The sequence below is a fragment of the Pseudomonas sp. GW821-FHT12A04 genome, assembly GCF_058807755.1.
In genome coordinates this window covers 143,873-156,037 of record NZ_JBXAQZ010000012.1, presented here as the reverse complement: position 1 = coordinate 156,037, position 12,165 = coordinate 143,873, and the positions used below count along the sequence as shown (strand labels likewise).

11 protein-coding genes are annotated in these 12,165 nt (G+C 61.3%); 6 read left to right on the top strand and 5 right to left on the bottom strand.

The features are described from left to right. Positions 1-106: 106 nt before the first annotated feature. Both AC1RS8_RS19760 and AC1RS8_RS19755 read left to right on the top strand, forming a co-directional pair. Positions 107-526 carry a hypothetical protein gene (locus tag AC1RS8_RS19760; protein ID WP_057713177.1) on the top strand — a complete coding sequence of 140 codons (420 nt, stop codon included), beginning with the start codon at positions 107-109 and terminating at the stop codon, positions 524-526. 42 nt (positions 527-568) lie between these two features. Continuing rightward, on the top strand, positions 569-1,465 hold the full coding sequence (locus tag AC1RS8_RS19755; protein WP_349736274.1) for a cation diffusion facilitator family transporter: 897 nt from the start codon (positions 569-571) through the stop codon (positions 1,463-1,465). Here AC1RS8_RS19755 and AC1RS8_RS19750 read toward each other — a convergent pair. Beyond that, entirely contained in the window at positions 1,459-2,502 is a 1,044-nt protein-coding gene (locus AC1RS8_RS19750) for a DUF6515 family protein (protein ID WP_489339274.1), read from the bottom strand. The two genes, AC1RS8_RS19755 and AC1RS8_RS19750, sit on opposite strands and share 7 nt — an antisense overlap. A 437-nt stretch (positions 2,503-2,939) precedes the next feature. Here AC1RS8_RS19750 and AC1RS8_RS19745 point away from each other — a divergent pair, with 437 nt between their 5' ends. Together AC1RS8_RS19745 and AC1RS8_RS19740 are read left to right on the top strand one after the other, a co-directional pair. Next, positions 2,940-3,419, top strand: a complete 480-nt coding sequence (locus AC1RS8_RS19745) for an Lrp/AsnC family transcriptional regulator (protein WP_007937367.1) — start codon at positions 2,940-2,942, stop codon at positions 3,417-3,419. Positions 3,420-3,632: 213 nt separating this feature from the next. Then, positions 3,633-3,842, top strand: coding sequence for a DUF2788 domain-containing protein (locus AC1RS8_RS19740; RefSeq protein ID WP_008022976.1), 210 nt, complete (start codon positions 3,633-3,635; stop codon positions 3,840-3,842). Here the strand turns inward: AC1RS8_RS19740 and AC1RS8_RS19735 are convergent. The 4 genes from AC1RS8_RS19735 to AC1RS8_RS19720 form a co-directional block, all read right to left on the bottom strand. Next, complete coding sequence (locus AC1RS8_RS19735; RefSeq protein ID WP_340314685.1) at positions 3,837-4,472, bottom strand: pseudouridine synthase; 636 nt, start codon at positions 4,470-4,472, stop codon at positions 3,837-3,839. The genes AC1RS8_RS19740 and AC1RS8_RS19735 overlap by 6 nt on opposite strands. Before the next feature lie 72 nt (positions 4,473-4,544). Then, positions 4,545-6,044, bottom strand: a complete 1,500-nt coding sequence (gene amn / locus AC1RS8_RS19730; RefSeq protein WP_223500225.1) for an AMP nucleosidase — start codon at positions 6,042-6,044, stop codon at positions 4,545-4,547. Positions 6,045-6,208: 164 nt separating this feature from the next. Next, the gene (locus AC1RS8_RS19725; RefSeq protein WP_489339275.1) at positions 6,209-7,858 is read right to left on the bottom strand and encodes an acyl-CoA dehydrogenase family protein; all 1,650 of its coding nucleotides are present in this window, start codon (positions 7,856-7,858) and stop codon (positions 6,209-6,211) included. 74 nt (positions 7,859-7,932) lie between these two features. After that, positions 7,933-10,317: a 7TM diverse intracellular signaling domain-containing protein gene (locus AC1RS8_RS19720; protein WP_489339276.1), complete on the bottom strand. Its 2,385-nt coding sequence runs from the start codon at positions 10,315-10,317 to the stop codon at positions 7,933-7,935. Positions 10,318-10,712: 395 nt separating this feature from the next. On the opposite strand from AC1RS8_RS19720, the gene AC1RS8_RS19715 reads away from it, so the two are divergent. Beyond that, a complete protein-coding gene (locus AC1RS8_RS19715) occupies positions 10,713-11,510 on the top strand; it encodes a hydroxymethylpyrimidine/phosphomethylpyrimidine kinase (RefSeq protein ID WP_057713171.1) in 798 nt (265 codons plus the stop codon). A 31-nt stretch (positions 11,511-11,541) separates the two neighbouring features. Continuing rightward, entirely contained in the window at positions 11,542-12,165 is a 624-nt protein-coding gene (gene thiE, locus AC1RS8_RS19710; RefSeq protein ID WP_489339277.1) for a thiamine phosphate synthase, read from the top strand.

Here is a 12,165-nt window from a genome sequence, read left to right as displayed (position 1 = left end):
GGCTCCCAAACAGAGCGGCGAGTATAACGGCGAACTGCAAGGCGTTCGTCAGGGTCTTAATTCATACCGACGACGTTTCGTTTCGAGATTACCCAGGAGATTTCATATGCGTGCTCCCTTTCGCCTGATTGGCGGTGTTCTGGTCGCAACCTTGCTGACTCAAGTGACCGCCTGCGGTTCGATCTTCTACCCGGATCGCCGTGGCCAGATCGAAGGCAAGATCGACCCGGCCATCGCCGCGCTCGACGCCGTGGGCCTGCTGTTCTACATCATCCCCGGCCTGATTGCGTTTGCCGTGGACTTCGCCACCGGCGCGATTTACTACGCACCGGGAGAGACTGCCCAGGTTGCACCGGAAAAACTCAAGGAAGCCATCGGCGCCGACGGCAAAGTCGATAACCGCAAGTTGCAGACTATTCTGGAAAGCGAACTGGGTCGCAGCTTCCCGCTGGACGATCCACGCCTGATCCAGAGCAAAGGCAACGCCCAGCAACTGGCGATGTTCGGCCTGCAACCCGCCGCGTAAATCCCTACGCGCGAAAGGACTCTTCAAGGAACGATGGCCCCTATGACCTCCAGCTCCGAACACGCCCGCCTGCTGCGGCTGGCGACCCGTGCCTCGGTGGCGGTGGCATGCATCCTGATCGTCGCCAAAGCCATCGCCTGGTGGTTGAGCGGCTCGGTGAGCATGCTCGCCGGGCTCACCGACTCGACACTCGACGGCGTCACGTCATTGCTCAACCTGCTGGCGGTGCATTACGCCCTGCGCCCCGCCGACAATGATCATCGCTACGGGCACGGCAAGGCCGAGTCATTGGCGGGCATGGCCCAGGCGTTGTTCATCGGCGGCAGTGCGGTACTGATCGCGTTGCAGGCCTACGATCGGTTGAAGCATCCCGAGCCCGTGGGCGCGCCGTGGATCAGTATCGGCGTGATCGTGTTTTCCCTCGTGCTGACCCTGGCGTTGTTGATGTTTCAACATCGGGTGGTCAAGGCCACCGGCTCCAACGCGGTGCGCGCCGACTCCCTGCACTACCGCTCGGACATGCTGCTCAACGGCAGCATTCTGATCGCGCTGGTGTTGGCCGGGTTTGGACTGCATCAGGTCGACCCCTGGTTCGGCCTGGGGATCGCTGCCTACATTCTGTGGAGCGCGGTGCAGATCGCTCGGGAGAGCTTCGCCGTGTTGATGGATGAAGAACTGCCGCCGGAGGTCAGCCAGCACATGCTGGAATTGGCGTGCAGCGTCCCCGGCGTATTGGGTGCCCATGACCTGCGCACGCGGATCTCCGGCAACCAGTGGTTTGTGCAGTTGCATCTGGAGTTGCCGGGGGAGCTGACGCTATCCGTTGCCCATGGCATCAGCGATCAGGCTGCCGCCGCCATTCACACCGCCTACCCGCGGGCCGAAGTGCTGGTGCACGCCGACCCGCAGGAAGTGGTGAAAGCCGCGCGGGATCAGTAAGTCACCTGATAACCGCGACTGCTCAGGCAGTTACCCTGGGCCTGTCGGTAGGCTTGCACCACCGACGGGTCTGGCTGGTAGGTGGCGGTTCGTGGATCGAAACCACTCTGCTGCACCGCGTATTGATAACACTCGTAACCATCCCGACTGACCTGCTCCGGCGACTGACCGTTGGCTGGATACGCCTCCACGTCATAACCGCTGTTGCCAGCGGGTGGTTGCGGTTGGCCAACCGGCGGTTCGACCACGACGTAATCCTGAGTGCTTTGCTGATAGGCGTAATAGGAACCGGCCGCCAGGAACAGCAGCGCCCCGCCGATCCATACCTGCTCGGCGTAATCGGGCAGGTACCTGACACGAATCCCGCGCGGTGGCTGCACCACCACGTAACGCGGGCCCAGCGGGCGATACCAGTAGCCACCGGAATAGAAGTAATCCATGCCACGGTAAGGCACGCGGTAGTCGCGCTCGGGAAAGCGGTCGATCACATGACCGGGACGATACCTGGGGCCAGGCCCCCAGCCGTTGCCGCGCCCACTCGGGCGCCCCTGCCCGTGATTGTCATAGGACGGTGCGACGGTGTAACCACTCCAGCGCTGTTTGTCATCGTTACGACGTGGCTGGTCCTGGTAGTAACCGCGCTGCGGCTCCTGGGTCTGGCGCACGGTGTCGGGCCGGGGCTGGATTGGCATGTCAGTGGCCGGCATCTGCGGCGGTGGCGGCGGCGAGCGCACCTGGCTGTTGAAATCCGGTGCTGGACGGCTCTGCCTCTGGTCATTGTCCTGACGTTGATTCTGGCCGCCGTGCTCTTTCTGGCGGTTGTCCTTGTTCTGCGCCCGGGGCTGATTCTGCTGCTGGCCGTTTTGCGGATGCGGCTGGTCACCGCCACCACGGCCCTGGTTATCGCCCTGATGCCCACCCTGGCCGCGTTGCCCGCCATCATGGCCACGGTTTTGCGGCTCATCGGCCATCGTTTGCACCGAGACACAGACACACAACAAACCAACACCGGCCAAACGCCAGATGCGCGATTTCATGCTTTACCTCATTGCGGGTAAGGGCCTGTACTTAAGACTGGGAAAGCGCTGGCCGGTTCTGCGACAGGTTATCTGTCACGCAACTTATTTATTGAGGCCAGCGGGTCAAATTCCACGCAAGAAAAAAGGGAGACCCGTCGGCCTCCCTTTAGAGAACTTCGTCCTGGCTCGACACTTGTGGCGTCGGCTCACCTCACGCCGTCTTCTGGACAGTGTGTAGCTCGGGGGCCGGCACATCCCCGGTGGGGGTGGCGACCGCGGCGGGCCTGATTCGGCGAGCCGCACTGGACTGTTTGTCCGAGCAGTGATTCTGGTGATAAGAATAGGCCGGGAGCGCCGGCAGAGGATTGCGAAGATTGCTGAATTAAACATCACTTGCGCAATTTTTAACCCTAGATACATAATCCTCCGCAATAGTTACGACAAAGGACCGATTGATGAGCAAGCTCGACCGTTACGACCTGAGTATTCTGGCGGAATTGCAGCGCGACGCACGCATCTCCAACCAGGAGCTGGCCGAGCGCATCGGCCTTTCGCCTTCGCCGTGCTCGCGGCGGGTCAAGCAACTGGAAGACGACGGCTACATTTCCCGCCAGGTCGCCCTGCTCGACCGCAAGATGCTGGGCCTGAGCCTGACCGCTTACGTGCTGATCGGCATGGACCGTCACACGCCGGAGCGTTTCGAGAATTTCGAAGCGGCCATCCGCACCCTGCCCCAAGTGCTCGAATGCAGCCTGGTGACCGGGATGGATGCCGACTATCAGCTCAAGGTCGTGGTGCCGGACATGGATCACTACCAGAAACTGCTGCTGGGGCATCTGACGCGGATTGAAGGCGTGACCAGCGTGCGATCGAGTTTTGTGTTGAATCAGGTGTTGAACAGCACCGAACTGCCTTTGACTCATCTGCGCAGCTGAGGACGCCATCGCGAGCAAGCTCGCTCCCACAGGTTTTGTATGGATCACGATACTGCGGTCAACACAAAACTTTGTGGGAGCGAGCTTGCTCGCGATGGGGCCGGCACAGGCGACGAATGACTGCGACACACCGACGCAGGTCAATACTGCACGAAGCCAGTGCGGCGTATACTCGCCGCGCCCTTTTAGCCTCGCCTGTGCTGGAGATGTTCGATGGATCCTGCAGTATTCGAAGAGTGGATGATGACCGGACTGGTCACGATCCTGATCATTTTCATGGGTTTCATCGTCTGGGATCTGGCGAAGAAGTCCAAGGCCGGGCGCTTTGGCTCGTTCATTCTGTTCTTCGTGCTCGGCCTTGGTGTTGCTGCATTCGTGATCAAAAGTGTGGTCATCGGCCTGATCGAATCCGGCACTTTATAAGCGCGCCGGTACTTCTTTCCACTGTCCCTGATCGAGCCCTTCGATCGTCCAGTCGCCGATCCTGACTCGCACCAGGCGCAAGGTCGGCAACCCGACCGCAGCGGTCATGCGCCGCACCTGCCGGTTGCGCCCTTCGCGAATCACCAACTCCAGCCAGCTGGTCGGCACGCTTTTACGAAAGCGAACCGGTGGATTGCGTGGCCACAGCTCAGGCTCGTCCAGTTGCCGTGCCTCGGCGGGCAAGGTCATGCCGTCATTCAATTCGACGCCGTCGCGCAAGCGCTGCAACTGTTCGGTGTTCGGCTCGCCCTCGACCTGCACCCAATAGGTCTTGGCCAGCTTGTGTTTCGGGTCGGCGATCCGCGCCTGAAGCTGGCCGTCGTTGGTCAGTAGCAACAAGCCTTCGCTGTCGCGGTCCAGTCGTCCGGCCGGATAGATTCCCGGCACATCGATGTAATCCTTGAGGGTCGCGCGCCCTTCGCCGTCGCTGAATTGCGTCAGCACATCGAAAGGTTTGTTGAACAGGATCAGCTTCGGCTCGGCTGGTGGCGCCTTGGCGACACGGCGCGGGGCTGATGGGGATGGTTTCGCGCCGGGGCGACGGGAAGGTGGACGAGATGGACGCGACATGGGCAAAACAACATCTAACGGTCAGGGCTGCTAATGCTAGTGCCCTGACCGCCAAATGACCATGACAAACCGTTAGCGGAACGGCGGCTCGTCGAAGCTGCGCAGTTTGCGCGAGTGCAGTGAGTTGAGTTCGGTGCGCAACAGATCCACCGCCTCGATACCGATCTTCAGGTGCTGGCTGACCGCGCGCTCATAGAAAGCGTTGGCCGAGCCCGGCAACTTGATTTCGCTGTGCAGCGGCTTGTCCGAGACGCACAGCAACGTGCCGTACGGCACTCGCAAGCGATAACCCTGCGCGGCAATGGTGCCGCTTTCCATGTCCACCGCCACGGCGCGGGACAGGTTGATCAGCGGCCGTTCCTGCGCCCAGCGCAGCTCCCAGTTACGGTCGTCGTAGGTCAGCACGGTGCCGGTACGCAGGCGTTTCTTCAGTTCGTCGCCCTTCTCGCCGGTGACGTTGGCCGCCGCTTGCTGAAGCGCCATCTGCACTTCGGCCAGGGCTGGAATCGGAATGTTCGGTGGCACCACCCGGTCGAGAATCCCGTCGCGACGCATGTAGGCGTGGGCCAGCACGTAGTCGCCAATGGTCTGCGACTGACGCAGGCCGCCGCAGTGACCGATCATCAGCCAGCAGTGCGGGCGCAGCACGGCCAGGTGGTCGGTGATGTTCTTGGCGTTGGACGGGCCGACACCGATGTTCACCAGGGTCACGCCGTGGCCATCGCTGGCAATCAGGTGATAGGCCGGCATCTGGTAGCGGTGCCAGACCACCCCGGCGGCAATCGCCGAGGCTTCGCCGTGATCCATGCTCTTTTCGATGATCACGTTGCCCGGCAGCACCATGCGCACGAAACGCGGATCGTTGCGCAGTTGCTCCAGACCATGGACGATGAACTGATCCACGTAGCGGTGATAGTTGGTCAGCAGAATCCACGGCTGCACATGCCGCCAGTCGCTGCCGGTGTAATGCACCAGTCGGCGCAGGGAGAAATCCACCCGCGCGGCATCGAACAGCGCCAGGGGCAGCGGGTCGGTGTTTTCCCAATCGTACAGACCGTCGGCAATGCCGTCGGTCGCCGCCGACAGGTCGGTACTCGGGAACACCCGCGCCAGCACGGGGGCAGTGACACCGGAACCCGCCAGCTCATCACCCTGCTCGACCACATACGGATACGGGATGTTCTGCTGGCTGACACCGACTTCCACGGTCACGGTGAAGTCGTGCATCAGCGGAACGAGCTGCTCCAGCAGGTATTTACGGAAAGCCGAGGGATGGGTGACGGTGACGCTGTAGGTGCCCGGCAGCTGGACCTTGGCGTAGGCACGGGTGGTCTGCGGGACTTCGCCCTGGCAGTGATAGGTCAGGCGCAATTCGGGATAGCGGAACATCGAGCGCTGTTCTGCATCGGGCTCGACGCGATCCTTGAGGTAACGCTTGAGCGCCTGGCTCAGCGCGGTGGTTGCACGATTGTGCAAGAGTGCAAGCCGATCCACGGCTTGCTCGGCGGTTTGAACGACAATAAAAGCTTCGGTCACGATCAGCATCCTGTGTTCTGACTTGCAGACCTTCATCTTGCCTGCATCGTCGCTTCACGGGAACAGTGGCATTGACTGAGTACAGAGAACAACTGTGGGAGCGAGCTTGCTCGCGATAGCGGCGCATCAGTCAACATCACTGTTGAATGTTGATCCGTCATCGCGAGCAAGCTCGCTCCCACAGGAGTTTACGGCGCTGATCAGAAGCCTTGAGGAGTCGAGCGCGCGACAATCGCTTCCACGTCCAGCCCTCGTGGTAACGCGCCATACACTCGGCCGCCGCCATCCAGGCGACTGGCAATAAACGCATCACTGACCACCGCATTCCCGGCTTCCAGCAACAGCTTCGCCTGCAGCCCCAGGGCAATGTCTTCGGTCAGTTGCCGGGCGCGGTACTGGATGTCGCTGGTGTCCTTGAAGGCCGCCTGCAATTGATGGATGTGCGCAGCCAGGCGCTTGTCGCCATGGCCATCGCCCAACTCGCTGAACAGCGCATCGAGCACGCCTGGTTCTTTCGACAGGGCACGCAGCACGTCGAGGCACTGCACATTACCGGAGCCTTCCCAGGTCGAATTCACCGGTGCCTCGCGGTAAAGCCGCGGCAGGATGCTGTCTTCGACATAACCCGCGCCGCCCATGCATTCGGCCGCTTCGTTGATCATCGCCGGCGCCCGTTTGCAGATCCAGTACTTGCCCACCGCCGTCACCAGGCGGGCGAATTTGGCTTCCTGCGAATCATCCAGATGATCCAGCGCCCGGCCCATGCGCAGGCTCAACGCCAGGGCCGCTTCGCTTTCCAGCGCCAGATCCGCCAGCACGTTCTGCATCAACGGCTGTTCGCTGAGCAGTTTGCCGCCAACCGATCGGTGAGCGCAGTGATGGCTGGCCTGGGTCAGCGCCTGACGCATCAGCGAACTGGAACCGACCATGCAATCGAAGCGGGTCATGGCGACCATTTCGATGATCGTCGGAACGCCACGGCCCTCTTCACCGACCATCCACGCCAATGCTCCACGGAACTCCACTTCGCTGGAAGCGTTGGAGCAGTTGCCGAGCTTGTTCTTCAGGCGCTGGATATAGAACTGATTGCGCGTGTCGTCCGGACGATGGCGCGGCAACAGGAAACAGGTCAGGCCCTTGTCGGTCTGCGCCAGTGTCAGGAAGGCGTCGCACATCGGCGCCGAGCAAAACCACTTGTGCCCCACAAGTTCATAGGCCTGGCCCGGACCGCTGGCGCCGACCGGATAGGCCTTGGTGGTATTGGCCCGCACGTCGGTACCACCCTGCTTCTCGGTCATGGCCATGCCGATGGTGACTCCGGCCTTGTGGACCATGCCGACATTGCGCGGGTCGTATTCGGTGGCGAGGATTTTCGGCAGCCACTTTTGCGCCAGGTCCGGTTGCAGGCGCATGGCCGGAACGCTGGCGAAGGTCATGGTCAGCGGACATCCACTGCCGGCCTCGGCCTGGCTGTGCAAATAGGTCATGGACGCGCGGGCGACATGGGCGCCGTCCTGCGGGTGCGCCCAGGGCAGCGAGGTCAGGCCGTGTTCGACCGCCGTGCGCATTAATTGATGATAGGCCGGATGAAACTCCACCAGATCAATGCGATGACCAAACCGGTCATGACTGTTGAACACCGGCTTGTTCTGATTGGCCAGGAACCCGGCTTCCATCAACGGGCCACCGGCCAGCGCGCCATAGGCGTCGATCCGCGATTCGGCCCAACCGGCCCCGAAGCGCCGCGACCATTCCTGCAACGGCAAGTCGATGCGGTACAGGTTGGCGCCGTCCAGTGACGGTGGCTGGTTGGTGACTTCGTGGGTTTCGGCGAACTGATGCAGGTTCATGACAGGGCTCCTTTGGTCGGCCAAGGGACTTCAGTTAAGCACCGCACCTCGGCCGATCAAAGTGTCATATACGCCTAACTGTCGGCGCTTTCGCCCTGTTTCGGGCAGAGCACACGGCGGTAGAGCGCGGCCTGCAAGTCTTCGAATTTCACCGGTTTGCTCAAGTGATCAATCACTGCGCCGGTCGGGCAGCGCTCACGGTCACCGCTCAGGGCGATCATGAACAACGGCAGCTCGGCATAACCGGGTAACGCGCGGATCCGGCAGCACACCGACTCACCGTCCGGCAGCGGCAACTGACAATCGACCAGCACCGCGTCAAACACTTCGCGCTGCAACAGATCGAGCGCGACATCGACGTTGTTGGCTGTACGAACGCGAAAGCCCAGCTTGAGCAACATGCCGCGCATCACCAACTGGCTGATGCCGTTGTCATCCACCAACAGCACGGCGCAATCCTGGGGCAAGCGCAGGCGCGGAAAATCCCGGGTCATCAACGGCGTCACCGGACGTTCGGCCGCCGGCAACCCGACTTCCACATCCAGCTGAAACCGGCTGCCGCGCCCTGGCTCGGAGCGATGAGTCAGTCGTCCACCGAGCAATTCGACCAACTGTCGGCAAATCGCCAGGCCAACCCCCAGGCCACCGTATTCACGGGTCATCGAGCCATCGAGCTGGAAGAACCGTTGATACATCGTGGCCTCCCCTAGATCTGTGAAACCAATGCCCGTGTCGATCACCGCAAAGGTCAACGCCAGCCGGTCGGGCTCGATGGTCCTGCCGGTCACCCGCAGCGCCAGACCGCCGACCTTTGTGAACTTGATGGCGTTATCCAGCAGGCATTCCAGGCACTGCGCGATCTTGACGTTGTCGCCGAGCAAGCGATCCGGCACACCTGGCGCGACATCGACCTTGAAGTCCAGCGACTTGCTCGATGCGTTGCCCTCGAACTGCGTGCGCAGTGCCTCGACCACGCCACGCAAGCTGAAGGTGTCGGCCGAGGCCTTGAGTTTGCCGGCCTGCAGTTCGGTGAGGGTGAGGATGCCGTTGACCATGCGCATCATGTCCCGCGCCGACCCCGAAGCCGTCTGCTGGTAGTACTCGAGTTCCGGGTCCATCTCGACCGTCTGCATCAGCTCCAGTGAACCGATCACACCATTCATGGGCGTGCGCAATTCGTGGGTCAGGGTGGCAAGGAACTCGTCCTTGAGCTTGTTACTGTGAGCCAGTTGCTGGTTGAGGACTTCAAGCTTCTGGCTGGCGTCGAACAGGGTTTGAGCCTGCTGCTCGCGCATCGCGTTGATGCGGTCGGCCAGCGCCAGGGACAGCAACGCCACTTCGATGGCCGAGCCGATCTGACTGGAATACATGGTCAGGAACACGTTCGGCAGGTATCCAAGCACCATCAGCGTATTGACGATGCCACCGAGTAAAAACGCCGACCAGGCAATGATGAAATACCGCGCCACCCGCAGGCCCCGCAGCCAGGCAAAGATCCCGGCGGCAAAAATCACCACGGTGAATGTCAGCGCCAGGGCCGTGGCCAGGCGCAAGGCCAGGGCATAGCTGGTCATCAATGACAGGCCGATCACCAGCGCACTGAAGGCAACCAGCGCCAGCAACAAGCGGTCAAGCCAGCGACTGTGGGTAGCCATCTGCAGGAAACTGCGGGCGAACTGACTGCCGAACAGCCCCGCACAACCGATGAAAAACGGCGTCGCAGCGTTGGCCCACCACGGATTGTCCGGCCAGAAATACTGCACGGCCGCACCGTTTACCGACAGCTGATACAAGCCGAACGAGGCGATATAAAAGATGTAGTAGAGGTAACTGGTGTCGCGCACGCTGAGGTAGATGAACAGGTTGTAGACCAGCATCCCCAGCAGTACGCCGTAGATCAGCCCCAGTACGTAGAGGCGCACGGGCTGCTCTTCGAGGTAGGCGGTGCTCGACCACAAGGTTACCGGCGCCTGGATCGAGCCTTCGCTTTGCAAGCGCATGAATACGGTTTCGGCCTGGTCCGGCTTGAACGTCAGGTCGAACAGATAGTTGTTCTGACGAATCTCGCGGCTGGCGAAGGGCAAGGCATCGCCGGTCTGCCTGACCAACTGATAGTTGCCGGCCGCATCGGGCAAATAGAGATCGAGATGATCGAGGGGCGGATAGGCCAGTTCCAGCAGCCAGGTCCTTTGCGCCGCCGGATTGGCTGGACGGTAATGCAGGTCGATTTTCAGCCAGAACACCGAACGCGAGTACCCGGCGTTAAGCGTATCTTTGTGGTGCGGCTTGAAGTTGCCGGCCGCCGCTTGCGCACGGATATCCGCGATGGTCGCCTGACCACCTGCGTCCTCATAGACCTGCAGGGTTCGGCCCAAGGGGAGGCTTTGAGTGAACTCATCGAACTCGACGGCGTTTGCCAGGAGGGGCAAACACAACAGCAACATCAGCAAATAGCGCATTGAAGCCCCAGCGTGGCCTGTCCGGTTCTGTCAGGAAGCCCCCCATTCCTTTTGAGCAGACGTAAAACCGGTATCACCTGTTATTGGTTTGGATCCACTCTAGCATAGCCGTTGATGGCCAATGAGAACCACAGAAATTTTTCCTACAAAGGCTCTAGAACGGGCGTTCCAGCAACACCAACGAACGATTATCAATGACAGGAATATCACTGTGGCGAGGGGGCTTGCCCCCGTTCGGCTGCGAAGCAGTCGTAAAACCAGCCGACTCGATGAACCTGACGGGTCACTGGGGCCGCTTCGCTGCCCAACGGGGGCAAGCCCCCTCGCCACAATGTATCGACCAAACACACTGCCACAACACCCGAAAAACAGGTTTGGTGGTAAGCTCGCGCACCATGAATATCTACAGCTCTCGCCCCGTTGTCCTCTGTCTCTCCGGCCACGACCCAAGTGGTGGCGCCGGCTTGCAGGCAGATATCGAAGCCCTGCTCGCACAGGGTTGCCATGCGGCTCCGGCCGTCACCGCCCTGACCGTGCAAGACACCGTCAATGTCACTGACTTCCGCGTCCTGGACCGTGAGTGGGTACTGGCCCAGGCCAATGCCGTGCTCAACGACTCCGAAGTCGCCGCCGTCAAACTGGGCATGCTCGGTTCCCTGGAAATGGTCGACACCGTGGTCGAACTGCTTTCGGCGCACCCGCACTTGCCGGTGGTCTGCGACCCGGTGCTGCGCGCCGGTGGCGGCGGACGCCTGGGCAAGGACGAAGTCGGCTACGCCATGCGCGAACGCCTGCTGCCCCTTTCGATCATTGCGACCCCCAACCTTCCCGAAGCCCGCATCCTCGCCGAACTGCCCGAAGGCACCGCGGACGAGTGCGCAGAAAAACTCCTGCCGTTCGTCAAACACCTGCTGATCACCGGCGGCCATGGCGACGAAACCGAAATCCACAATCGCCTCTACAGCCGCGACGGTCTGCGCGAAACCTTTACCTGCCAGCGTTTGCCGGGCAGTTATCACGGTTCCGGTTGCACCCTGGCCAGTGCGCTGGCCGGTCGTCTGGCCCAGGGCGAAAACCTCGCCAGTGCCGTGCAGACCGCGCTTAACTACACATGGCGCACCCTGCGTGATGCCGAGCAACTAGGCAAAGGCCAGTTCGTGCCGCGCCGCTTGCCACTGGATTTCTGCTCGTAACTTCTATTTGTAATGCGGTGAGGCTTGTCCGATGAAACTACGTGGCCTGTACGCCATTACCGACAGCCATTTGCTGGACGGTAAGCTGCTCAAGTACGTGGAGGCGGCGCTGGAAGGCGGCGTCACCTTGCTGCAATACCGCGACAAGAGCAGTGACGAAGCCCGTCGTCTGCGCGAAGCCGAAGCCTTGCGTGATTTATGCGAACGCTACAACACCCGGTTGATCATCAATGATGACGCTGAGTTGGCCGCACGCCTGAATGTCGGCGTGCACTTGGGTCAAACTGATGGTCCATTGTCTCCGACCCGCGCCCTGCTGGGTCGCGATGCAATCATCGGTTCGACCTGCCATGCGCAACTCGACCTCGCCGAACAGGCCGTCAAAGAAGGCGCCAGCTACGTCGCGTTCGGCCGCTTCTTCAATTCCAACACCAAACCCGGCGCCCCGACCTGCAGTCTCGACCTGCTCGACCAGGCACGCAGCAAACTGCACCTGCCGATCTGCGCGATCGGCGGCATCACCCTGGAAAACGCCGCGCCGCTGGTGGCCCATGGTATCGACCTGCTGGCCGTGGTGCATGGCCTGTTTGGCGCCGAGAGCACGGCTGAAGTAACCCGCCGCGCCCGCGCATTCAATGAATTACTAAAAGTCTGA